At 69.1% G+C, this 21261-nt stretch carries 19 protein-coding genes, 7 pseudogenes and 1 riboswitch; of the genes and pseudogenes, 10 read left to right on the top strand and 16 right to left on the bottom strand.

Going from position 1 to position 21261, the window contains the following annotated elements:
* Positions 1-91: 91 nt before the first annotated feature.
* From soxB to soxC, 8 genes and pseudogenes are all read right to left on the bottom strand, one after another.
* Positions 92-1817 (bottom strand): annotated as a pseudogene (gene soxB / locus ACFJI0_RS04735) (thiosulfohydrolase SoxB).
* A gap of 90 nt (positions 1818-1907) precedes the next feature.
* Complete coding sequence (gene soxX / locus ACFJI0_RS04730; protein WP_291121222.1) at positions 1908-2558, bottom strand: sulfur oxidation c-type cytochrome SoxX; 651 nt, start codon at positions 2556-2558, stop codon at positions 1908-1910.
* A gap of 16 nt (positions 2559-2574) precedes the next feature.
* A pseudogene (soxA, locus tag ACFJI0_RS04725) lies at positions 2575-3382 on the bottom strand (sulfur oxidation c-type cytochrome SoxA).
* A 126-nt stretch (positions 3383-3508) separates the two neighbouring features.
* The gene (gene soxZ, locus ACFJI0_RS04720) at positions 3509-3820 is read right to left on the bottom strand and encodes a thiosulfate oxidation carrier complex protein SoxZ (protein ID WP_382160349.1); all 312 of its coding nucleotides are present in this window, start codon (positions 3818-3820) and stop codon (positions 3509-3511) included.
* Between the two features lie 63 nt (positions 3821-3883).
* Positions 3884-4339, bottom strand: coding sequence for a thiosulfate oxidation carrier protein SoxY (gene soxY / locus ACFJI0_RS04715; protein ID WP_291121225.1), 456 nt, complete (start codon positions 4337-4339; stop codon positions 3884-3886).
* Between the two features lie 37 nt (positions 4340-4376).
* Positions 4377-4706: a c-type cytochrome gene (locus tag ACFJI0_RS04710; RefSeq protein WP_291121227.1), complete on the bottom strand. Its 330-nt coding sequence runs from the start codon at positions 4704-4706 to the stop codon at positions 4377-4379.
* A 114-nt stretch (positions 4707-4820) separates the two neighbouring features.
* The gene (locus ACFJI0_RS04705) at positions 4821-5828 is read right to left on the bottom strand and encodes a c-type cytochrome (RefSeq protein WP_382323611.1); all 1008 of its coding nucleotides are present in this window, start codon (positions 5826-5828) and stop codon (positions 4821-4823) included.
* A gap of 130 nt (positions 5829-5958) precedes the next feature.
* Positions 5959-7304 (bottom strand): annotated as a pseudogene (gene soxC, locus ACFJI0_RS04700) (sulfite dehydrogenase).
* A 243-nt stretch (positions 7305-7547) separates the two neighbouring features.
* Here soxC and ACFJI0_RS04695 point away from each other — a divergent pair.
* The 3 genes and pseudogenes from ACFJI0_RS04695 to ACFJI0_RS04685 all read left to right on the top strand — a co-directional run bounded on the left by ACFJI0_RS04695 (position 7548) and on the right by ACFJI0_RS04685 (position 10733).
* On the top strand, positions 7548-7850 hold the full coding sequence (locus ACFJI0_RS04695) for a c-type cytochrome (RefSeq protein ID WP_382160358.1): 303 nt from the start codon (positions 7548-7550) through the stop codon (positions 7848-7850).
* A gap of 11 nt (positions 7851-7861) precedes the next feature.
* A pseudogene (locus tag ACFJI0_RS04690) lies at positions 7862-9139 on the top strand (FCSD flavin-binding domain-containing protein).
* Between the two features lie 105 nt (positions 9140-9244).
* A riboswitch (TPP riboswitch) is annotated at positions 9245-9353 on the top strand.
* Between the two features lie 76 nt (positions 9354-9429).
* Positions 9430-10733, top strand: a pseudogene (locus ACFJI0_RS04685) (purine-cytosine permease family protein).
* Positions 10734-10759: 26 nt separating this feature from the next.
* Here ACFJI0_RS04685 and thiD read toward each other — a convergent pair.
* Positions 10760-11616: pseudogene (thiD, locus tag ACFJI0_RS04680) on the bottom strand (bifunctional hydroxymethylpyrimidine kinase/phosphomethylpyrimidine kinase).
* Between the two features lie 23 nt (positions 11617-11639).
* On the opposite strand from thiD, the gene ACFJI0_RS04675 reads away from it, so the two are divergent.
* The 4 genes and pseudogenes from ACFJI0_RS04675 (at position 11640) to ACFJI0_RS04660 (ending at position 14759) form a co-directional block, all read left to right on the top strand.
* A complete protein-coding gene (locus tag ACFJI0_RS04675) occupies positions 11640-12722 on the top strand; it encodes an FAD-dependent oxidoreductase (protein ID WP_382323610.1) in 1083 nt (360 codons plus the stop codon).
* A gap of 16 nt (positions 12723-12738) precedes the next feature.
* The gene (thiS, locus tag ACFJI0_RS04670) at positions 12739-12936 is read left to right on the top strand and encodes a sulfur carrier protein ThiS (protein ID WP_291121245.1); all 198 of its coding nucleotides are present in this window, start codon (positions 12739-12741) and stop codon (positions 12934-12936) included.
* A gap of 18 nt (positions 12937-12954) precedes the next feature.
* On the top strand, positions 12955-13767 hold the full coding sequence (locus ACFJI0_RS04665; protein WP_382325507.1) for a thiazole synthase: 813 nt from the start codon (positions 12955-12957) through the stop codon (positions 13765-13767).
* Positions 13768-13828: 61 nt separating this feature from the next.
* Positions 13829-14759: pseudogene (locus tag ACFJI0_RS04660) on the top strand (thiamine phosphate synthase).
* Between the two features lies 1 nt (position 14760).
* On the opposite strand, the gene ACFJI0_RS04655 reads toward ACFJI0_RS04660, so the two are convergent.
* Positions 14761-15306, bottom strand: coding sequence for an MOSC domain-containing protein (locus tag ACFJI0_RS04655; RefSeq protein ID WP_382323609.1), 546 nt, complete (start codon positions 15304-15306; stop codon positions 14761-14763).
* A 138-nt stretch (positions 15307-15444) separates the two neighbouring features.
* Between ACFJI0_RS04655 and ACFJI0_RS04650 the strand changes: the two genes are divergently transcribed.
* A complete protein-coding gene (locus tag ACFJI0_RS04650) occupies positions 15445-16032 on the top strand; it encodes a glycine zipper 2TM domain-containing protein (protein WP_382160406.1) in 588 nt (195 codons plus the stop codon).
* A 12-nt stretch (positions 16033-16044) separates the two neighbouring features.
* On the opposite strand, the gene ACFJI0_RS04645 is transcribed toward ACFJI0_RS04650, so the two are convergent.
* Both ACFJI0_RS04645 and ACFJI0_RS04640 read right to left on the bottom strand, forming a co-directional pair.
* A complete protein-coding gene (locus ACFJI0_RS04645; RefSeq protein WP_382323608.1) occupies positions 16045-16530 on the bottom strand; it encodes a hypothetical protein in 486 nt (161 codons plus the stop codon).
* Positions 16531-16673: 143 nt separating this feature from the next.
* The gene (locus tag ACFJI0_RS04640; RefSeq protein WP_382323607.1) at positions 16674-17216 is read right to left on the bottom strand and encodes a hypothetical protein; all 543 of its coding nucleotides are present in this window, start codon (positions 17214-17216) and stop codon (positions 16674-16676) included.
* Positions 17217-17352: 136 nt separating this feature from the next.
* Between ACFJI0_RS04640 and ACFJI0_RS04635 the strand changes: the two genes are divergently transcribed.
* Entirely contained in the window at positions 17353-17586 is a 234-nt protein-coding gene (locus ACFJI0_RS04635) for a SlyX family protein (RefSeq protein WP_382323606.1), read from the top strand.
* A gap of 18 nt (positions 17587-17604) precedes the next feature.
* Here ACFJI0_RS04635 and ACFJI0_RS04630 read toward each other — a convergent pair whose 3' ends face one another.
* The gene (locus ACFJI0_RS04630; protein ID WP_382323605.1) at positions 17605-18204 is read right to left on the bottom strand and encodes a flavin reductase family protein; all 600 of its coding nucleotides are present in this window, start codon (positions 18202-18204) and stop codon (positions 17605-17607) included.
* A 24-nt stretch (positions 18205-18228) separates the two neighbouring features.
* Positions 18229-18954: an enoyl-CoA hydratase/isomerase family protein gene (locus tag ACFJI0_RS04625; RefSeq protein ID WP_382323604.1), complete on the bottom strand. Its 726-nt coding sequence runs from the start codon at positions 18952-18954 to the stop codon at positions 18229-18231.
* 91 nt (positions 18955-19045) lie between these two features.
* Between ACFJI0_RS04625 and ACFJI0_RS04620 the strand changes: the two genes are divergently transcribed.
* Entirely contained in the window at positions 19046-20056 is a 1011-nt protein-coding gene (locus ACFJI0_RS04620; protein ID WP_382323603.1) for a bestrophin family protein, read from the top strand.
* On the opposite strand, the gene ACFJI0_RS04615 is transcribed toward ACFJI0_RS04620, so the two are convergent.
* Entirely contained in the window at positions 20051-20791 is a 741-nt protein-coding gene (locus tag ACFJI0_RS04615) for an SDR family oxidoreductase (RefSeq protein WP_382323602.1), read from the bottom strand. The two genes, ACFJI0_RS04620 and ACFJI0_RS04615, sit on opposite strands and share 6 nt — an antisense overlap.
* Positions 20788-21246: a carboxymuconolactone decarboxylase family protein gene (locus ACFJI0_RS04610; protein WP_382323601.1), complete on the bottom strand. Its 459-nt coding sequence runs from the start codon at positions 21244-21246 to the stop codon at positions 20788-20790. The genes ACFJI0_RS04615 and ACFJI0_RS04610 overlap by 4 nt, the downstream gene beginning before the upstream one ends.
* Between the last annotated feature and the right edge of the window lie 15 nt (positions 21247-21261).

Raw genomic sequence — 21261 nt, 5'->3', positions numbered from 1 at the left:
TTTCGCGTTACTTCCTGCCTTTTCCAAGGTTTCATGCCCTCCGGTCGATTTCGGCCGGAGGGCTTTTTGCCTTGCGGTGCGTCGTGTCGGCTTACGCGGCCTGGCCGGGGTTGCCGTCCATGCCGACGATGCGCGGGGTGTTGATCTTCACGCCCTTGATGACCTTCTTGTCGCGCAGGTAGCCCGAGACCACGTCCCAGATCGGCTCGCCCTTGGCGCCTTCCTGCACCGAGGCCCAGCCCGCGACCTTGTAGGTCTTGTCGGCTTCGATCGGCTTGCCCTTGAGCATCATGTTGTTGATGCGCTGGCCCATCGCCGCCTTGGGCGAGACCGTGTACTGCATGCCACCCACGCGCACCATATCGCCGCCCTGCTGGTAGTAGGGGTCGGGATTGAAGATGTTGTCGGCCACGTCTTCGAGGATGGTCTTGATCTGCTCGCCGGTGAACTCGTTGAGCGTGGTGGCCGGGTAGGTCATGGCCATCTGGTCCATCATGCGCTCGTAGGTGATGGTGTCGCCCGGCAACAGCGAGGTGCCCCAGCGCACGCCCGGCGAGAAGGCCATGTCGGCGCCCTTGTTCTGCATCAGCGCGTCGCAGATGACCTGGTCCCACGAGCCGTTGAAGTTGCCGCGGCGGTACAACAACTCTTCGGTGACGGCGAGTTTCTCGTCGAGCTTGTCCTTGTAGGGCGCGCGCACCTTGTCGATGTAGGCCTGCATCTCGGCGTCGGCCGGCAGCAGGTTGGAGAACACCGGCATCAGCTTGTAGCGGAAGTCCTGCACCTTGCCGCCGCGCACGTCGAAGTCGAGCACGCCGACGAACTTGCTGTTGGAGCCGGCGTTGGTCACCAGGGTCTGGCCGCCACCGTTCTTCACGATGGTGGGCGCGGGCATGCCGTCGTGCGTGTGGCCGCCGAGGATGGCGTCGATGCCGCGCACGCGCGAGGCCATCTTGATGTCCACGTCCATGCCGTTGTGCGAGAGCACCACGACGACCTGCGCGCCTTTGCCGCGCGCCTCGTCCACCATCTTCTGCATGTGCTCGTCCTGGATGCCGAAGGTCCAGTCGGGCACCATGTAGCGCGGGTTGGCGATGGGGGTGTAGGGGAAGGCCTGGCCGATCACGGCCACCTGCACGCCGTTCATCTCGCGCAGCGCGTAGGGCTTGAACACCAGGTCTTCGAAGTCGGTGGTCTTGACGTTCTGCGCGAGGAATTCCATGTTCCCCTTGAAGTCCTTCTCCACGATCTCCTGCACGCGCTTGGCGCCGAAGGTGAACTCCCAGTGGGGCGTCATCATGTTCACGCCCAGCAGCTTGCAGGCGTCGACCATGTCCTGGCCGTTGGTCCACAGCGAGGTGGCCGAGCCCTGCCAGGTGTCGCCGCCGTCGAGCAGCAGCGCGTGCGGCCGGCTGGCGCGCAACTGCTTGATCAGCGTTGGCCATGTGCGCGAAGCCGCCCACCTTGCCGTAGGTCTTCGCGGCCTGGCTGAAGTTGAGGTACGAGAACGCGTGCGCGCTCGCGGTGCCCGGTTTGATGTTGAAGTGCTTGAGCAGCTTCTCGCCGACGATGTGCGGCGCGCGGCCCACGGCCTCGGCCACGCCGAGGTTGACATTGGGCTCGCGGAAGTAGATCGGCTGCAGCTGGGCATGGCAGTCGGTGAAGTGCAGGAAGCTCACGTTGCCGAAGGTCGGCACGTCGTACAGCTTTTCACCCGCGCCGGGCGCGGCGGCCAGCACGTCGCGGTGGTTCAGGGCCATGCCGGTGGCACTGGCCACGGCGAGCACCTGCATGAATTCACGGCGACTGAAACTCATCTCTGTCCTTGATTGATAACTGATGACTGATATTTGAGCGAAATTTTTTTGAAGGGCCCCGGCTGCGGTGCGCAGCCGGGGCCGATCGCTCTACTTGTTGACGGGCGAGGCCGGGTCCAGCAGCAGGGCCATCACGTCCTTGAGCTGCTTCTCGTTGAGGATGGCCATGTGGCCCACGCGCGGCATCTGCGAGCAGGCGTTGTAGGCGCGCGAGTTCCAGAGCTTGCCCCAGGTGTACTCCACGATGGCCTTGCCACCGGCGCTGTTCGGGTCGGTGACGCCGCGCAGCTTGCCGTAGTTGTACAGGCTCGGGCCCAGGGTGCCGAAGGAGATCTCTTCCTTGCTGATCTGGTGGCAGTTGTAGCAGTTGCCGCCGTTGGCGTCGCCGGCCTTGTCGGTCCAGGTCATGCCCCGGCCGCTCTGGGCGATCTTCTCGCCCTCTTTCCAGTCGCCGAGGAACTTGCCGTCGCTGGGCCACTTCACGGTCTTCATGTTGGCCGCTTCGATGGCCTTGGCGACGGCCGGGTCGATGGTCTTGCCCGCCACGTCGGCGGCCGCGCACTCGCGGTTGGCGTCGTCCTGCACCAGGCGGTCCACCTTGGCGATGCCGCGGTCCTGGAAGGAGTTCTTGATGATGTCGGCCGCGGCCTTGTCGTACTCGGCGGCAGAAGGCGACACGGTGCACGCGGAGAGCGCGAGGGCCGCCACGGGCAGCAGGGCGAATGCAATGGCTTTGTTCATGGTCGGTGTCTCCGGTTCAGCGCTTGATGGCGGGCACGATGGACTCGGCGGTCTTGGCGTTCACGCCCATGTAGACACCGAGTGCAATGGTGGCGTCGCTGCCGAACTTGGGCTCGGGGAAGCGCTGCTGGCGGAAACAGTCGTTCAGGCGCAGCTGCATGCCCCACATCTGCGAGTTGGACACTCGGTAGGCCGGCCAGGCTGCGAAGCCGATGCCGTCGCCCGGGTTCTTGGTGAGGTTGGGCAGGTCCTGCAGGCGGATGCGCTTGTCGCTCTCACCGTGGCAGGAGGCGCACGAGAAGTCGTGCGTGCCGCCGCGCGTGAAGAACATGCGCTTGCCGGCTTCGTACATCAGCTTTTCCTGCGCGTGCGATTGCGGCAGGTTGAAGCGCATGCCCTTGGAGGCGGTCGCCACGTAGGCTGCGCAGGGCCGTCAGATTGGCCATCTCGCCGCGGCCGAACGGCGTCTTGGCGATCTCGGCACCGTTGAAGCCCTGCAGGGTTTCCATGCAGGTGATCAGGCGGGTCTCCAGGTCCTGCACGCGGCCGGTGTCCTTGAAGAAGCGCGGCATTTCGACGAAGGCGCCCTTGATGACACCGGGGCCCTTGCCCAGGTCGCACTGCTCCAGCGATGCGTTCTTCGGGCCCCGTTTCTGTTTCCAGAGTTCTTCCCCCTTCATCTCGAACAGTTCGGCGGGGTTGCCGTCCTGCAGCATTTCCCGGTATTTCGCGATGCCTTCGGCGGTCGCATCCTGGGCGTGCACGGCGCCAGCAGCCATCAGGCCACCGAGCACCAGCGCGGCTGAAGCAAGCTGGAATTTCATGGGGAGTCTCCTCGTTGTTATCAAAAAAGGCGGTGGGGCGACACTTCCAGAGTCACCGCGGAACCGGCTTTGCCGGGCCGCTGGTGACGCCCCCTGGAGGGGGTCGCGCGAAGCGCGGCGGGGGTGTTATGCGATGACAGCTTCGTCGGTGCGCGTGTCGCCCTTGGTGTCGACCCACTTCACCGTGACCTTGTCGCCCTTGGCGGCGCCCTTGAACTTGAAGGACAGGAAGGGGTTCTGCGCCACCGAGCCGGTGAACAGCGAGCTCAGCACGACCTTGCCGTTGTGCGTGGCTTCCACTTCCTTGATGAAATGGGCGGGGATGAGGGCACCCGCCGCGTCGCGCCGCGTGCCGGGCTCCATGACGTGGGACATGAGGATGCGAACGGTGGTTTCGTCACCGGCGAGAGCGGCGCGGATGCGCATCGGATCGGCCATGATGGACTCCTGGGGTATCTGTGAATGGGTTGCGAGGGGAAACGTGGGGTTCGGGGGGGGCGATCAGCCGCCGCAACCACCCAGCGTGACCTTGGTTTCCTTGGTGGCCGAGTAGAGCTTGCCATCGGCCTTGACCACGGCGATCACGTTGCTGCTCTGGCCCATCTTCAGGCGGGTCTGCACGTCGGCGGCGGTGCCGGCGGGGATGATGAATCCGGCCGACAGCGGCATCGGGTTCTTCTCGACGATCAGGTAGATCTCGGTGGTGTTGGGCAGCTTGCTGGTGGCGCCCACGGGCACCACGGCGCCGTTCTCGGCGATGTCCGGTGCGACCACGGTGACCTGGTCGCTGTTGGCGGGCGTGCCGCCCACGGCCTTGAGCGCCTCGGCCAGGGTCTTCACTTCGAAGCCGGCGCGGTCCACGGCGGCCTGGGCCTGGCTTTGGGTGATGAGACCCAGCGACACGAGCGTGGCGAAGGCCCCGGTGGTCTTGAGGGCGACTCGGCGTGAGTTGTTCATGGGGAGCTCCTGGTGAGAATGAAAAAACGCGGTGAGTTTACTGGGGGGCCCCAGCAAGGATCCAGCCGGCAAGCAGTTTGAGCTCGTCGTCCTTCAGATTCGGTTGTGGGGGCATCGGCACCGGGCCGTAGGCCCCCGAACCACCCGACTTGATGCGCGCCGCCACGGCGTCGAGCGCACCCGCCTGTCCCTTGTGCTTGGCGGCCACGTCCTTGAAGGCCGGGCCCACCAGCTTCTTGTCCACCGCGTGGCAGGCCATGCAGGCGCTCTTGGTCGCCAGCGCCTTGGCGGCAGCGGCGTCCTGGGCGTGGGCACCCGCGCTCCAAAGCGCGCCGGATGCTGCCAGGCACAGCAGGATCGATTTCATGGACATAGCGTACGGTCTCCTTGTCGTGGGGGGAATGGGGTTTACGAGTAAATGCAAATATTTAGAAGCATACCTTCGCTCCCGAAGGCCAGCCCCTGCGACGGCCAATGGCCCTCACTTCGCGCCGTTGACGATCCACTGCGCGATCGAGCGCGCGTCGGCTTCGCTGAGCTGGGGCTGCGGCGGCATCGGCACCGCGCCATACACGCCCGAACTGCCGCCCTGGATCTTGCCCATCAGGTAGGCCTCGAGGTCGGCCTTGCCCTTGTGCTTGGCCAGGATCTCGGTGAAGCCCGGGCCCACGATCTTGTTGCTCATGCCGTGGCAGGCGGTGCAGCTGTTGGCGCCGAGCAGGGCCTTGGGGTCTTTCACCGCCGGGGCGGCCGCGACCACCACGGCGGCGGGCGCGGGCCCGCTGCCCACCGGCCCCTTGGGCGGCGGCTTGGTGGTGTCGGCGCCGCGCACCGGGCCGATCACGCGGTTCTGCTCCTGGATGTTGCCGTGCGCGTCGCGCGCGAAGTCGGGCAGCGAGGAGCGGATGGTCGACTCCACCGGGCAGTCCTTCATGCAGGCCACGTTCTTCACGTCGCCCTTGCCTTCGAGCTTCCACAGCGGTTCATGGAACACCATGCCGTTGCGGTTGGGCATGCGCTTCTGCACCTCGGCGATGTTCTGGTCGTTCAGCGTGAAATCGGCCGGCACCACCTCGGCCAGGCTCAGCAGGTAGGCCGTGACGGCGTAGACCTCGTCGGTCTTGAGCGTCTTGGGCGCGTTCCAGGGCATGGCGCGGTTGATGTAGTCCCACAGCGTGGAGAGCGTCGCGACCTTCATCATGGTGGTCTTCTGCGGGAAGATGCTGCCGGGTTCGAGGTTCTTCACGCGGCCGCGCTCGATGTCGGCCTTGGTGGTGCCGCCCACGATGGGGGTGAACACCTCGTTCGATTCGCCGAAGCTGCCGTGGCAGGACGCGCACTGCGCCTCCCACACCTGCTCGCCCAGCGCCACCGAGCCCGCGCCCTTGGGCAGGCCCTTGAAGTCGGGGCGCACATCGATGTCCCAGGCCTTCACCTCGGCCTTGGTCGCATCGCGGCCCAGCTCGTGCCAGGGCTTGCCCTGTGCCACGGCAGGGCCGGAGAACCCGATGACGAGCGCAGCGAGGAAAGTTCCAGAAATACCGCGGAACCGGCTTTGCCGGGCCGCAGGTGTTGCCCCCTTGAGGGGGTCGCGCGAAGCGCGGCGGGGGGTCGTCATATCAATACACCTGGACGTTGGAGACTTCGCCGTTTTCGGCGACCCGCCATGACTGGATGGCGTTCTGGTGGTAGATCGAGCGCGTGCCGCGCACGGCGCGCAGTTGGTTGATCTTGGGCTGCACGTAACCCGTGCTGTCGATCGCGCGGCTCTGCAGCACGGCGGGCTTGCCGTCCCACACCCAGTCGATGTTGAAACGCGTCAGCGCCTTGGGCAGCAGCGGGCCTTCCAGCCGCGCGGTGCGCCAGTTGCGCCCGCCGTCGGTGCTCACGTCCACGCGCTTGACGGCACCGCGGCCCGACCAGGCCAGGCCGGTGATGTTGTAGTAACCCTTGTCCAGCAGCGTCTGGCTGCCCGAGGGCGTCGTGATCACGCTCTTGCACTCCTGGATGCCGGTGTACTGGCGGTGCGTGCCGTCGGGCATGTGGTCGATGTAGTGCACCGCCTCGTCCTTGGTGGCCCACTTCTGGTCCCCCACCTCCAGGCGGCGCAGGTACTTCACCCAGCTCACGCCCTGGATGCCCGGCACCACCAGGCGCAGCGGGTAGCCGTTCTCGGGGCGCAGCATCTCGCCGTTCATGGCCCAGGCCACGAGGCAGTCGTCCATCGCGCGGTCGATGTCGATCGTGCGCGTCATCGACGAGCCGTCGGCGCCTTCGGCCAGCACGTACTTGCCGTTCTTCTTGTCGTAGCCGCACATCTCCAGCAGCGTGGAGAGCAGCACACCGGTGAATTCGGAACAGCTCACCATGCCGTGCGTGTACTGCACCGAGGGCAGCGCCACGTTGCCCCACTCCGGCGCGGAGTTCGCGCCGCACTCGATGAAGTGGATGCGCGAGACGCTGGGCAGGCGCATCAGGTCGTCCATGGTGAAGACGCGCTCGCGCTTGACCAGGCCGTTGACCATCAGGCGGTGCTTGGAGGGATCGATGTCCCACCAGCCCTGGTGGTGGCGCTCGAAGTGCAGGCCGCTGGGCGTGATGATGCCGAACAGGCCCTGCAGCGGCGTGAAGCTCACCGAGGCCTGGGGCACGCGCGTGAGGCCCGGGCTCTGGCGGCGCTGCAGGTTGCCTTCCCACTTGCTGGGCAGGCCGTAGCCCAGCGTTGCGCCACGGGCTGGCCCAGGCCGGTGCTGTGCGCGGGCAGCTTGAGGATGGCGTCTTCGCCTTCGGCGGCCAGGGCGCGCGTGGAGGCGGCGGCGCTGGTCACGGCGCCCGCGCCCATGGCGAGGGCCTTGCCCATGAAGCTGCGGCGCGCCTTGCGCGCCTGCTCCAGCTTCTCGGTGCTCAGGTGGTTTTCCGGGGCGGGCAGAACGCGCCCGATGACGTCACTCAGGTCTGTTGACACGGTGGGATTCCTTGTGGGGTGGGCGATGGCCTGTCGCCTGGGATGAGGGACTATATGAGTGATTGCTGATATTCGGATTAGTATAAACCCGTACCGCTGAGGGTTAACACCGTGAGCACGGCCCTGCCCCGCTGCTAGCATGAACCATCGAAATATGCGTACTTACGGATAGTTAGGCGCCGCAAGGCCTGTCTGCTACATTTTTGGATGCACTTACGTTTCGACACCCCACAGGAGACCACGATGGTGAAAACGATGAAATGGCTGGCGGCGGGCGTGCTCTGCGCCGCCGCCATGGGGGCTCAGGCCCAGGTCAATCAGATCAAGGTGTGGGCCGCGGCCTGCGCCAACTGCCACGGCACCGATGGCCGCGCGCAGCCCGGTGCCATCTCGCTGGCCGGCCAGGGCAAGGACGATCTGCTGCAGAAACTGCTGGACTTCAAGGCCGGCAAGCGGCCCGCGACCATCATGCACCAGCTCGCCAAGGGCTACACCGACGAGCAGCTGGCCGACATCGCCGGTTATTTCGCCGCCCAGAAGAAATAAGGAGCCCCACCATGAAACGCCGTCAATTCGTTCAAACGCTGGGGGCCGGTTCGGCCGTCGCCAGCCTGGGTCTCCTGAATGGCTGCGCCACCACCGGCAGCGGCGCCAAGGTTGTCGTGGTCGGTGGCGGCTACGGTGGCGCCACCGCCGCCAAGTACGTGCGCCTGTTCTCCGACCACTCCATCGACGTGACCCTGGTCGAGCCCAACGCGGCCTTCGTCTCCTGCCCGATCTCCAACCTGGTGCTCGGTTGCGCACAAGACCATGGCCGACATCACCACGCCGTACGACAACCTGAGCAAGCGCCACGGCGTGAAGGTGGTGCGCGACATGGTGGCCAGCATCGACCCGGCCAAGCGCACGGTCAAGCTGGCCAGCGGCGGCGAACTGCCCTACGACCGCCTGATCCTCTCGCCCGGCATCGACTTCATGTGGGACACCCTGCCCGGCATGCCAAACCCGGCGCCACCGACAAGGTGCTGCACGCCTGGAAGGCCGGCCCGCAGACGCTGGCGCTGCGCCAGCAGCTCGAGGCGATGCCCGATGGCGGCGTGTACGCCCTGTCCATCCCGCTGGCGCCCTACCGCTGCCCGCCCGGCCCGTATGAGCGCGCCTGCATGGTGGCGAGCTACTTCAAGAAGGCCAAGCCCAAGAGCAAGGTCGTGATCTTCGATGCCAACGACGACATCACCTCGAAGAAGGGCCTGTTCATGAAGGCCTGGGACGAGCACTACAAGGGCCTGATCGAGTACCGCCCCAAGCACAAGCTGGTGGACGTGGACGCCGCCACCAACACGCTGAAGTTCGAGTTCAACGACGACTTCAAGGCCGGCGTGGCGAACGTGCTGCCCACGCAGCGCGCGGGCGAGATCGCGGTGAAGACCGGCCTGGCCACGGCCAACGCGCGCTGGTGCGAGGTGGACTTCCTGACCTTCGAATCGAAGGCCGCGAAGAACATCCACGTGCTGGGCGACGCGATCCAGATCGCGCCGGGCATGCCCAAGTCGGGCCACATGGCCAACCAGCACGGCAAGACCTGCGCGGCCGCCGTGGTCTCGCTGCTGCAGGGCAAGGAAGCGCCCTCGCTGCCGATCTACGCCAACACCTGCTACAGCTTCGTCACCGCCACCGACGTGGTGCACGTGGCCAGCGTGCACAAGTACGACGCGGCGCAGAAGACCATGCTGACGGTGCCCGGCTCGGGCGGCCTGTCCAGCGCGGCGAGCGAACTCGAAGGCCAGTACGCCATGGCCTGGGCACGCAACATCTGGGCCGATTCGCTGGCCTGATCGACCCCGCCCTTCCGGCCCAACGCCCCGGTGCCCCCGGGGCGTTGCCGTTTGCGGGCCCTGCGCGGTGCCTCGCGAACGTATACTCCCACCCGTGCCGCAAGGCGCATCCGCTAGGGGTGTTGCCCCGGGTTTTCCGCCCGGGCGCGACTGAGAGAGTCCCTTTGAACCTGATTGAGGTAATCCTCGCGCAGGGAAGCAGGCCGGATACCCAAGCCCCGTCGCGCCGCGCCGGGAGGCACCCGGCCCAGCCCACCTGCTTCAACACTGCTTGGAGCGTTTCCATGTCGATGAACCCGTCCCCGGCCAACCAGGCCCTGACCCCCGTGCCGCAAGGCAACCGGGTCTTCCACTTCCACGAGCACGCCGCCCTCTGGTTCAGCCTGGGCACCGGCCTGCTGGTGATGCAGATCGGCGCCTACCTCGTGCCCGCCGTGGGCACGCGCGACGCGGTCATCGCCATCGTGCTGGGCTCGCTGATCGGCGCCGGCCTGCTGGCCTGGACGGCGCGCCTGGGCTGCCAGACCGGCCTGTCCAGCGCCGGCCTGATGCACGCCACCTACGGCAGCGCCTTCGCGCGCCTGCCGGTGCTGCTCAACATCGCGCAACTGGTCGGCTGGACCACCTTCGAGCTGGTCATCATGCAGGAGGGCACGGTCGCCATCTTGAAGCAGGCCTTGGGCGCCGAACCCGGCGGCCTGCTCGACGGCACCGGCGGCAAGCTGCTGCGCAGCCCTGCTGTGGGGCGGCGTGCTCACCGCGCTCATGGCCGGCTCCATGCTCACGCTGGTGCGCCGCTTCGTGAGCCGCTTCGGCCTGCCGCTGGTGATCGCCTCGCTGGCCTGGCTCACCTGGCAGTTCGGCACGCGCCTGCAGGCGCAGGGCTTCGACGGCTTCTGGAACCGGCCCGGCGCCGGTGGCATGGGCCTGTTCTCCGCCATGGACCTGGTGATCGCGATGCCGGTGTCCTGGCTGCCCCTGGTGGCCGACTACGCGCGCCACGGCAAGCGCACGGCCACCACGCTGGGCGGTACCTGGCTGGGTTATGCGCTGGCCAACATCTGGTGCTACGCGCTGGGTGTGCTGGTGGTCAGCACGGTGGAGCCGGGCACCAATCTGGTGGGCGCGCTGCTGCTCGCGCAAGGCGGCCTGATCGCCCTGGGCCTGATCCTGCTCGACGAAATGGACAACGCCTACGGCGACGCGCACTCGGGCGCGGTCTCGGTGCACAGCCTGCGCCCGCGCTGGAGCATCCGCGCCGCCGGCCTGGGCTTCGCCGTGGTCTGCACCGGCCTGGCGCTGCTGCTGCCCATGCACACGCTGGAGCCCTTCCTGCTGCTGCTCAGCTCGGTGTTCGTGCCGCTCTACGGCGTGATCCTGGGCCGCCTGGGCACCGGCGCTGCGCACGGGCCCGGCGCGCACGGTGGACTGGAGCGCCGCCGCGCTGTGGGTGCTGGGCATCGCCTGCTACCACCTGCTCGCGAAGTTCGCGCCGCAACTCGGGTCGGCCCTGCCCACGCTGGCGCTGACCTTCGTGCTCGCCGCGCTCTCGCGGCCGCGCAATGCCGGCGGGCTCAGCCCGGCACGGGCCTGAACCTCATGCCGCCGCGCCGCTTCCCCTCAGCCCCGGGGCCGCTTGTGCAGCGCGAGCGGCGCGTGGCCGTGGTTGAGCGGCCCGTGGCCGGCACCGGTGTACACATTGGCGCCCATGGCGATGGCCTGCAGGATGTAGCTGCGCGCCTTCGCCACCGCCTGGTCCAGCGGGTTGCCGAGCGCGAGGTAGGCCGCGATGGCCGACGACAGCGTGCAACCGGTGCCGTGCGTGTTGCGGCTCGCGATGCGCGGCGAGGCCAGGCGCTGCGCGGGCCCGGCGCCGCTCACCAGCAGGTCGGCGACCTCGTCGCCCGGCAGGTGACCGCCCTTGAGCAGCACCGCCTTGGCCCCCAGCGCGAGCAGATCGCGCGCGGCGGTTTCGAGTTCATCCGCATCGCCAATCGGCCGGCCCAGCAACAGCGCGGCCTCGTCCAGGTTGGGCGTGACCACCGTGCGCCAGCGGGAACAGCTCGTCCACCAGCACCTGCACCGTGTCGGGCGCGATCAGGCGGTCGCCGCTGGTGGCGCACCATCACCGGGTCGAGCACCACCTGCTTCACCTCGTAGTGCCGCAGCGCCCAGGCCACGGTGCGCACGATGTCGGGCGCGTGCAGCATGCCGATCTTCACCGCGTCCACCCCGATGTCGTCGAGCACCGCGCTCAGTTGCGCCTTGAGCATCTCGGGCGGCACGCCATGGATGCCGCTCACGCCCAGCGTGTTCTGCGCGGTCAGCGCGGTGATGGCCGTCATGCCGTAGCAGCCCAGGGCCGCGAAGGTCTTGAGGTCGGCCTGGATGCCGGCGCCCCCGCCGCTGTCGGAGCCGGCGATGGAGAGGACGCGGGTGTAACGTTGCGCTTCGTTGCTCATGGTCATGGCGCGCATTGTGGCAGCGCCGAAAGCCCCACATGAATCCTTCCAACCAGAAACCCGACGCGGTGGTGCTCGGCGCCGGCCTCATGGGCCGGCTGCTGGCCTGCGCGCTCGCGCAGCGCGGGCACCGCGTCGAGGTGATCGACGCCGGCGGGCCGGAGGCCGCGCACGCCGCCGCGCGCGTGGCCGCCGCCATGCTCGCGCCGCTGGCCGAATCGGCCGTCACCGAGCTCAATGTGGTGCGCATGGGCCAGCACGCGCTCGCGCGCTGGCCGCAGCTGCTGGCCATGCTCGAACAGCCCGTGTTCTTCCAGCAGAGCGGCACGCTGGTGCTCTGGCACCGGCAGGACGCGGCCGAGGCCGAGCGCTTCGCCGGCCAGCTCGCGCGCACCAGCGCCGCCCTGCCCTCGCTGCCGCAGGCGCGGCGCCTGGACGGCACGGCCCTCACCGCGCTGGAGCCGGCCCTGGCCCAGCGCTTCGCGCAAGGCCTGTACCTGCCCGACGAAGGCCAGCTCGACAACCGCGAACTGCTCACCGCGCTCGCGCACCAGATGCAGGTGCTGGGCGTCACGGTGCGCTGGCACACGGCGCGCGCCCCCGATGAGGTGGACCCGGGACCCGATGCCTGGCTGTTCGACTGCCGGGGCCTGGGCGCCCAGCCGCAATGGCCCGCCTTGCGCGGCGTGCGCGGCGAGGTCGCGCGCATCCATGCACCGGGCGTGAGCCTGTCGCGCCCCACGCGCCTGGTGCACCCGCGCTACCCGCTGTACATCGCGCCCAAGCAGGACGGCCTGTTCGTGATCGGCGCGACCGAGATCGAGTCCGACGACCTCTCGCCCGCCAGCGTGCGCTCCACGCTGGAGCTGCTGAGCGCGGCCTACACCGTGCACCCGGGCTTCGGCGAAGCGCGCATCGTCGAACTGGGCGTGCAGTTGCGCCCCACCCTGCCCGACAACCTGCCCGCGCTGCGCCTCACCGGACCGCGCAGAATGGCGATCAATGGCCTGTACCGCCATGGCTTCATGATCGCGCCGGCCGTGCTGGACGCCGCGCTCGAAGTGGTGGACCAGGGCCACTCGCCGCTGGCCGACGCCCTTGGGCTGGCGGTCATCCGCTGAACGAACGGAACCTCGCATGAATGTGATCATCAACCAGGAAACCCGCGAACTGCCCGAAGGCGCCACGCTGGCCGACGCGCTGCTCGTCTGGGAGCCGCCCGCCGTGTTCGCCGCCGCCGTCAACCTGCAGTTCGTGCCGCGCACGGGCTACGCACAGCACCGGCTCAACGACGGCGACCGCATCGAAATCATCGCCCCCATCACCGGGGGCTGAGGACACACCGCCATGGACATGAACACCCCACCGCTCACCCAGGAAGACCCGCTGGTGCTCTACGGCGAGACCTTCGCCGGCCGCCTGCTGCTGGGCACTTCGCGCTACCCCTCGCCCGCCACGCTCGAAGCCGCCGTGAAGCGCGCCCGGCCCGCCATGCTCACTGCCTCGCTGCGGCGCCAGGGCGCCGCGCAGCCCGAGGCCGGTGCGGCGTTCTGGAAGCTGCTGCAGGAACTGGCCGTGCCGGTGCTGCCCAACACCGCCGGCTGCCACACCACGCAGGAGGTGATCACCACCGCGCAGATGGCGCGCGAGGTCTTCAACACGCCCTGGATCAAGCTCGAACTCATCGGCGACGACTACAGCCTGCAGCCCGACACGCTCAACCTGGTGGACTGCGCGCGCCAGCTGATCAACGACGGCTTCAAGGTGCTGCCCTACTGCACCGAAGACCTGGTGCTGTGCCAGCGCCTGGTGGACGTGGGCTGCCAGGCCGTGATGCCCTGGGCCGCGCCCATCGGCACCGGCCAGGGCCCGGTCAACCCCTACGCCATGCGCCTGCTGCGCGAGCGCCTGAGCGTGCCGCTGATCGTGGACGCCGGCCTGGGCCTGCCCTCGCACGCCTGCACCGTGATGGAGTGGGGCTTCGACGCCGTGCTGCTCAACACCGCCGTGGCGCTCGCGCAGTCGCCGGTGGACATGGCCGGCGCCTTCGCCGACGCCGTGCGCGCCGGCCGCGCCGCCCACCGCTCGGGCGCCATGCAGCCGCAGGCCAGCGCGCAGCCGAGCACGCCCGTGATGGGCACCCCTTTCTGGCACCACGGTTCATGAGCGCAGCGCAGGGCCGCTCCCAAACAAGCTCGCACCGCAGTGCGACGCACGGAGGTTTCACATGAGCACCACGATCACCTCCACCGAAGCGATGGTCCAGGCCATCGTGGACGCCCACCGCGCCACGCTGGCCCTGCCCCTGGCCCCGCATGCCGTGCCGCCCGCGCCCGCCTCCGACGACCCGGTGTTCGTCGCCGCGCTGCAGGCCGCGCACGAACTCGGCTTCATCGACATCGACGCCGTCTGCGTGGCGCGCGCCTGGTCCACCCGTACGCGGCGCACCGGCCGCTTCGACGCCGCCCATTGGCCCGACGAACCGGCCGATTTCGACATGGCGCCCTTCCCGCGCGAGCACGCCTTCGCGGCCTGCCCGCCCGAGCTCGGCCTCTATGCCGTGATGCCCGATGCGGACTGGACGGTGCGCATGGCGCGCGCGGGCGTGCCCACGGTGCAGCTGCGCTTCAAGTCCGGCGACGCGCAGGCCATCCGCGCCGAGATCCGCGCCGCCGTGGCCGGCGTGCAGGGCACGGGCGCGCTGCTGTTCATCAACGACCACTGGCAGGAGGCCATCGAGGCCGGCGCTTATGGCGTGCATCTGGGCCAGGAAGACCTGCAGGCCATGGCCCCCGAAGACCTGGCCGCCATCCGCCGCGCCGGCCTGCGCCTGGGTCTGAGCACGCACGGCTACGCCGAGATGCTGATCGCCGACCGCCACAACCCGAGCTACATCGCCATGGGCGCGGTGTTTCCCACCACGCTCAAGCAGATGCGCCACCGCGCCCCAGGGCACGGGCCGCCTGCGCGCCTACGCGCCCCTGCTGCGCGGGGTCACGCACATGGCGATCGGCGGCATCGACCTGCACAACCTGCCCGAGGTGCTGAACGCCAACGTGCGCTCGGTGGGCGTGGTGCGCGCCCTCATGGCCGCGCCCGATCTGGACGCGGCGGTGGCCGAATGGACGGCCGCGCTGGCGCGCGACACAGACGCCTGAACTAGACCGGCCGAAGCGGCACGTGCGGGACGGTGGCCCGCAGCACCCGGATGCGGTCCTGCGCGGAGACCACGCCGCCGTGCAGGACCACCGCCATCACCCCCGCCTTGCGCACCAGTTCCCCATCGGCCGTGTGGCCCAGCACCGCGGCCAGCAGGCCGGGCTGGAAACGCTCGATCTGCACGCAGGGGTTGCGCAGGCCCGTGATGCGCACCCGCGCCTCGGCCCCCAGCTGCAGTTCGGTGCCGGTGGACAGCTCCAGCAGATCGATGCCTTCGGTGGTGATGTTCTCGCCCAGGTCGCCGGGATGCACCGTGTGCCCCTGGTGGGCCAGGGCGACAAACAGCTCGGCCTGCAGCAGGTGCACCTGGCGCAGGTTGGGCTGGCTGGGATCGCGCGCCACGCGCGAGAGGTGCTGAACCGTCGCCCCGCAGTGCGCATCGCCCTGCACGCCCAGGCCCTCGAGCAGGGTGATCGCATGCACCCGCTCCTTGGAGAAGTGGTGCAGGTGGCTCCGGTGGACGGCGATCACTCGGGCGTCGTTCATGGTGCGTCCGTTTTAGCACACGGGCCGTTTTCCAGTGAGCCCAGGACCACCTCCACGTCGGTGTCCTGGCGCACAGACCCGCCCCATAGCGAGGGGCACATTGGAACGCATGAACCTGCCATCCCACAAGGAGCGACCATGAACCTCTTTCACACCCCTCTCCCTGTTTCACACCGTCATGCCCTGCTGGCGGCGGTGGCGGTGCTGGGCCTCGCCGGCTGCGGCTCCCGCCCACCCGTGAGTTCCCAGGCCTACCCCTCACCGGTGTACCAGGCGCCCGCCCCGGGCCAGCCGGTGGCGCGCGACTACCGGCGCCGCGATTCGGAAACCCTGTACGAGGTGCCGGTGAGCGCCTCGCGCGCCATCTACGGCGGTGGGCAGCGCTGCTGGATCGAGCGCGAGGAAGTCGAGCGCCGGCGCAGCGTGCCGGGCGCGATCGTCGGCGGCGTCATCGGCGGCATCCTGGGCCACCAGATCGGCGGCGGTTCCGGGCGCGACATCGCCACCGTGGGTGGCGCGGTGGCGGGCGCGGCGGTGGGCTCCAACGTGGGCCGCAACAACCCGCAGACGCAGGACGTGCAGCGCTGCACCAACGTGAACAGCGAGGGCGCGCCCGAGTACTGGGACGTGAGCTACACCTTCCGCGGCGTGCAGCACCAGGTGCAGATGACCTCGCCGCCGGGGCGCACCATCCTGGTCAACGAGAACGGCGAACCGCGCCTCTGAGTGCGGGTCGCGTCAGGCGCTGTCCGCCACATGGCGGGCGGCGCGCCGGACTTCCGTCAGCCGGGTCCGCAGGACCAGCGCGGGGCGTTCGCCTTCGAGCCATTCGTTAGGGGTCACGAACCAGAGCGCGAGTTCCGGGCCTTGCAGCACACCCCCCAGCTCCGCGCACACCATGGGCACCTCCGGGTGCAGGATGGCGCGTTCCAGGTCGACCTGGAACAGAGGCAGCACGATGCCCCAGGGACTGTCCATGGCAACGGCCATGCCCGAGACGATCCAGCGCGCCACCAGCGACACCGGCTGGGAGATCTGCAGCCGGGCGTCGCGCAGCGCCTGCTGCCGGATCAGGTCGGCCAGCTCGTCGCCGCTGACCAGTCCCCCCGTGTCGGCGAACGCCGCGGCAATCGACATCCATCGGTGGGGCTCGCTCGCGGCGGGTGGCGGCGCCGCCTGAAAGCGCTTCATCGGTGCGGCGGTGGGCAGGTAGAGGTCGGCCATGGAATTCCCCTGGTAGATGGTCCCGTGCGCGGTGGTGCGCGAGGACATCCGAGAATGCCGCAGGCCATGCGCTGGGGTCTGAAACAAGGCACGCACCGACAGGCAGGGGACACATACCGGCCGCACGCGGGCACCAAATGCGGTCAGGGCCTTGGAAGGCCCGGGCTCAGCCGCCCAGCGCCACGTAGCGGTCGGCGCGGGCGGCGTGCCGCACGGCCTGCAGCGTGGTCTGCATCGCCGACGGCGGGCCGTTCGCCGTGCAGCCATTCGTTGGGGGTCACGAACCACAGCGCCAGCTCCGCGCCTTCCAGTACACCGCGCAGTTCCGCCAGCACGACGGCCACCCCGGGTTGCAGCGAAGCGCGCGGCAGATCGAACTGGAACATGGGCAGCAGGTGGCCCCACGGGCTGTCGATGGACACCACCGCCCGCGACACGATCCAGCGCGCCACGAGCGACACCGGTTCGCTCACGCGCAGGCTCGTGTCCAGCACGCAGTGTTCCCGGATGCGCGTGGCCAGTTCGTCGCCGCTGATCAGGCCGCCGGTGTCGGCAAAGGCCGCGGCGGTCGTCATCCAGTGGCACGGTGGCATGCCCTCGGGCTGCGGCGCCGCGGGCAGTTGCACCACCGTGTCGTTGAACCAGGTCGAGGCAGGCGTTTCGGTGAACGGGTGGACATCGGACATGGGGCTCCTCCAGGCAGGGTGCGCACAAGGCGCTGGGGTGCCTTCAAGGTTGGCTCACCCGATTTCCAGCGTCTGTGCGATGACACACAGTGGCTTTTGCGCCACGGCCGAGGCCGTCTTGTCGTCCAATAGGGGGATGACACCGACCCCGCACGCCCCCGGCGCCGACACCGAACAGCGCCTGACCGAACTCGAAATCAAGGCCAGCTACGCCGACGACCTGCTCGACACGCTCAACCAGCTGGTGGCGCGCCAGCAGGAGCAGATCGACCTGCTGCTGCGCGAGGTCGGCCGCCTGCGCCAGCAGGGGGACCCCCAGGCCGCGCCGGCCGTGCGCAACCCGCGCGACGAACTGCCGCCGCACTACTGAGGCGAAGGCCTGCGGGCCTCAGCCGCCGCCCACCTGCAGCGACGCGCCCGTCGCGTAGAACTGCCCCCCGGCCACGTAGTGCAGGGTGCGCAGGTGATCGGGCGCGCCATCGAAATGCCAGCGCCCCGCGCGGAACACCCGCTCGTCCGCCCAGGCACCCACCACCTCGCCGATGAACAGGTCGTAGGTGGCCTGGTTGTGCGGTTCGGGCAGCAGCCGACACACCAGCCAGGCCACGCAGCCCTCCACCAGCGGCAGGGCCTCGTGGCCGGGGGCGTGAAAGGTCTTCACCCCGTGGCGCGCGAGCTTGTCCGGCACGGTGAGCGCGCTGTCGGTGCCCACGCCGAGCGTGAGCGCGGCCAGGCCGGCCGACGGCACGCACAGCGCAAAAGTGCCGCTGCCCTCCACCAATGCGCGCGTGCGCGTGGCCTTGTCGATCACCACCGTCACCTTGGGCGGTGAAAAATCCAGCGCGCAGGCCCAGGCGGCCGACATCACGTTGACCTCGCCCGCGTGGGCCGAGGACACGAGCACGGTGGGGCCGTGGTTGATGAGGCGGTAGGCCTTGTCGAGGGGAACGGGCTGGAAGAAGCGGGGTTCGGGTGCCGGGGTGGTCATGCCCGGCATTGTGCAGAGCCCGCCTCAGGTCCGCTGGCCGCCGGGGCCGGTGACCGCGTCCGCCAAGGGGTTCAACCGCTGTTGCACGGCGGTCTCCCGCGCCAGCGACGCGTCGAAGTCGCCCAGCTGCTCGCGGTGCACCAGTTGCTTGACCTCGGCCAGCAGCGCCGGGCTGCTGCGAGCGAGCTGTTGCGCCAGCTCGCGCGCCTGGGCCTGCAGCGCGCCGTCCTCCACCACCTGCCACACCAGGCCCCAGCGCTCGGCGTCCACGGCGCCCAGCTCCTGCCCCAGCATCAGCAGGCCTTTGGCCTTCTGCAGCCCGACCAGGCGCGGCAGCAGCGCGGCCACGCCGCCGGTGCCGAAAAGGCCCACCTGCACCTCGGGCAGCGCGAAGCGCGCACCGCGCGCGGCCACGCTGAGGTCGCCGTTGAGCATGAGCTCGACGCCCGCGCCCACCACCCAGCCCTGCACCGCCGTCACCACCGGTTGGGGGCAGCGCACGAGCAACGAGGCCAGGGCCTGCAGGGTCTCGACGAAGGCGGGGGTGGGCGGGTCGTCGCGGTCCTTGCCGGCGCAGAAGGCGCGGCCTTCGCCGCTGAGCAGGATGACCCGCACCGCCGGGTCGGCCACGCCGGCCTGCACCGCCGCCAGCAGGTCGCGCGCGAGCGCGAGCGTGAGGGCATTGAGGCGTTCGGGCCGGTTCAGGCGCAGTTCGAGCACGCCCGCATCGAGGGTCTGGATCAGGTGCATGGGCGAGAGCGTACACGCGGCGCTGTCACAAGGCGACGGGGCCGAACGTCTTGTCTGCGTCAAGCCCCTCCACCCCCTCGCTCCACCCACCATGAAAATCGCCAAGTCGTACACCCTCGCCGAGTTCCTCGCCTGGACGCGCCGCAAGACCTACATCCTGCTGGTGCTGGCCGCCGTGCCGGCCACGCTGTACCAGGTCTTCGGGCTGACCTGGATCGCCGCGCCCTGGTCGGTCGCGGTGCTGCTGGGCACGGCCACCTCCTTCATCGTGGGCTTCAAGAACGCCCAGACCTACCAGCGCACGGTGGAGGCGCAGCAGGTCTGGTCCTCCATCGTCGGCACGAGCCGCTACTGGGGCCTGATCTGCCGGATGTTTCCGACCACCGGCGGTTCGTCGCAGCTGCTCATCCACCGCCACCTGGCCTGGCTCACGGTGCTGCGCCACCAGCTGCGGCAGGGGCGCGTGTGGGAATCTGCGAACAGCCGCGCCAACGCCGAATACCGCGCCAGGCATTTCCGCGTGCCCGAGCACGACACCCCGCTGGACACCGAGCTGGCGCCCCTGCTCGGCGAAACCGAGCGGCTGCGCGTGGCGAGCACGGGCCACAAGGGCCTGCTGCTGCTCAACCTGCAGAGCGAAACCCTGCGCGAGCTGTATGCACGCCAGGAACTCGCGGTGCTGCACCACACCGAGCTGCAGAAGACCATCAAGGAACTGCTGGACCAGCAAAGCCGCGTCGAGCGCCTCAAGAACTTCCCCTACCCGCGCCAGTACGCCACCATCAACACCTTGTTCGTCTGGTGCTTCGCGGCCCTGCTGCCCTTCTGCCTGGTGCGCGAGTTCGACCGCCTCAACGACAGCGTGAGCGGCCTGCTCGCCGGCCACATGGTCTGGCTCTCGGTGCCCTTCAGCGTGCTGGTGGCCTGGATGTACCTCTCGCTGGACCAGGTGGGTGAAAGCACCGAGAACCCGTTCGAAGGCGGCGCCAACGACGTGCCCATGGCCCACCTGTGCCAGGGCATCGAGCGCGAGTTGCGCAGCCTGCTGGGCGAGAGCGATCTGCCGCCCCCGCCCACGCCCGACAACCAGATCCTGCTATGAGGCCAGCCACTGCGCCAGGGAGACCTTCCCGATGCGCGCATTGGGGCCGGGGATGAGGGCATTGCCCTCCAGCGGCGAACCGAAATACGTGGCCCCGGGGTCCGACACCACCGCGCGCGGGTCCTGGCGCGCCTGGAACAGCTGGCGGATGAGCTGGTCCAGCGGCACGGCTTCGGGCCCCGCCACTTCGCAGGTGCCGTTGAGCGGGGCCTGCACCGCCACGTCCGCCAGCGCCTCGGCCACGTCGCTCGCCGCGATGGGCTGCAGCGGCGCCGAGGGCAGGCGCACGGTCTGGCCTTCGGTCGCCACGTGGGCGATCGACATCAGGAACTCGTGGAACTGCGTGGCGCGCACGAGGGTGTAAGGCACCCGCCCTTCCTGGATCAGCGCTTCCTGCGCCACCTTGGCGCGGAAGTAACCGCTCGCGGGCACCCGCTCGGAGCCCACCACCGACAGGGCCACGTAGTGCCCCACGCCGGCGCGAGCGCTGGCGTCCAGCAGGTTGCGGGTGGAGGCGCGGAAGAAGTGCATCACCGCCTCGTCCTCGAAGGAGGGTGAGTTGCTCACGTCCACCACCACCTGCGCGCCGGCCAGGGCCTCGCTCAGGCCTTCGCCGGTGACGGCGTTGACGCCCGACGAGGGCGAGGCCGCCGTCACCGCGTGGCCGGCCTGGCGCAGCAGGGTGGCGAGTTGTCTGCCGATGAGGCCGCTGCCTCCGATGACCACGATGTTCATGCGATCTCCTTCTCGGCCACGGGGGCGTGCATGCCCACGGCCATGCGGTTCCAGGCGTTGATCTGCGCGACGGTCCAGCACAGCTCGACGATTTCCTGGTCGCTGAGCTGGGTTTGCAATTGCTCGAAATCGGCGTCGCGGCTGCCGTGGTGGTCCACCAGCCGGGTCAGGGACTCGGCCCAGTTCAGCGCGGCGCGCTCGCGCTCGCTGTACAGGCCGGTCTCGCGCCAGGTCACGAGGCTGTTGATGCGCTGCCAGCGTTCGCCGTGCTTGCGCAGGTCGCGCACGTGCATGTCCACGCAGAAGGCGCAGCCGTTGAGCTGCGAGACGCGCGTCTTCACGAGTTCGATCAGGACGGTGCCGAGCGAGGAGCCGGCGGTGGTGGCGCCGACGGCGGCCATGGCCTGGTAGGCCTTGGGCGCGATCTCGGTCCAGGGGAGTCGGGGTGATTTCATGTGGCGTCTTTCAGA

The organism is Hydrogenophaga sp. UC242_53, from assembly GCF_042696965.1.
Lineage (GTDB): Bacteria > Pseudomonadota > Gammaproteobacteria > Burkholderiales > Burkholderiaceae_C > Hydrogenophaga.
This window is presented reverse-complemented; position numbering and strand designations above follow the sequence as displayed.

Excerpts from the sequence above, each read along its gene's own strand:
- soxX (WP_291121222.1), bottom strand. The coding sequence starts at position 2,558 with ATGAACAAAGCCATTGCATTCGCCCTGCTGCCCGTGGCGGCCCTCGCG.
- soxZ (WP_382160349.1), bottom strand. The coding sequence starts at position 3,820 with ATGGCCGATCCGATGCGCATCCGCGCCGCTCTCGCCGGTGACGAAACC.
- soxY (WP_291121225.1), bottom strand. The coding sequence starts at position 4,339 with ATGAACAACTCACGCCGAGTCGCCCTCAAGACCACCGGGGCCTTCGCC.
- ACFJI0_RS04710 (WP_291121227.1), bottom strand. The coding sequence starts at position 4,706 with ATGAAATCGATCCTGCTGTGCCTGGCAGCATCCGGCGCGCTTTGGAGC.
- ACFJI0_RS04695 (WP_382160358.1), top strand. The coding sequence starts at position 7,548 with ATGGTGAAAACGATGAAATGGCTGGCGGCGGGCGTGCTCTGCGCCGCC.
- ACFJI0_RS04675 (WP_382323610.1), top strand. The coding sequence starts at position 11,640 with ATGAATCCTTCCAACCAGAAACCCGACGCGGTGGTGCTCGGCGCCGGC.
- thiS (WP_291121245.1), top strand. The coding sequence starts at position 12,739 with ATGAATGTGATCATCAACCAGGAAACCCGCGAACTGCCCGAAGGCGCC.
- ACFJI0_RS04665 (WP_382325507.1), top strand. The coding sequence starts at position 12,955 with ATGAACACCCCACCGCTCACCCAGGAAGACCCGCTGGTGCTCTACGGC.
- ACFJI0_RS04655 (WP_382323609.1), bottom strand. The coding sequence starts at position 15,306 with ATGAACGACGCCCGAGTGATCGCCGTCCACCGGAGCCACCTGCACCAC.
- ACFJI0_RS04650 (WP_382160406.1), top strand. The coding sequence starts at position 15,445 with ATGAACCTCTTTCACACCCCTCTCCCTGTTTCACACCGTCATGCCCTG.
- ACFJI0_RS04645 (WP_382323608.1), bottom strand. The coding sequence starts at position 16,530 with ATGGCCGACCTCTACCTGCCCACCGCCGCACCGATGAAGCGCTTTCAG.
- ACFJI0_RS04640 (WP_382323607.1), bottom strand. The coding sequence starts at position 17,216 with ATGTCCGATGTCCACCCGTTCACCGAAACGCCTGCCTCGACCTGGTTC.
- ACFJI0_RS04635 (WP_382323606.1), top strand. The coding sequence starts at position 17,353 with ATGACACCGACCCCGCACGCCCCCGGCGCCGACACCGAACAGCGCCTG.
- ACFJI0_RS04630 (WP_382323605.1), bottom strand. The coding sequence starts at position 18,204 with ATGACCACCCCGGCACCCGAACCCCGCTTCTTCCAGCCCGTTCCCCTC.
- ACFJI0_RS04625 (WP_382323604.1), bottom strand. The coding sequence starts at position 18,954 with ATGCACCTGATCCAGACCCTCGATGCGGGCGTGCTCGAACTGCGCCTG.
- ACFJI0_RS04620 (WP_382323603.1), top strand. The coding sequence starts at position 19,046 with ATGAAAATCGCCAAGTCGTACACCCTCGCCGAGTTCCTCGCCTGGACG.
- ACFJI0_RS04615 (WP_382323602.1), bottom strand. The coding sequence starts at position 20,791 with ATGAACATCGTGGTCATCGGAGGCAGCGGCCTCATCGGCAGACAACTC.
- ACFJI0_RS04610 (WP_382323601.1), bottom strand. The coding sequence starts at position 21,246 with ATGAAATCACCCCGACTCCCCTGGACCGAGATCGCGCCCAAGGCCTAC.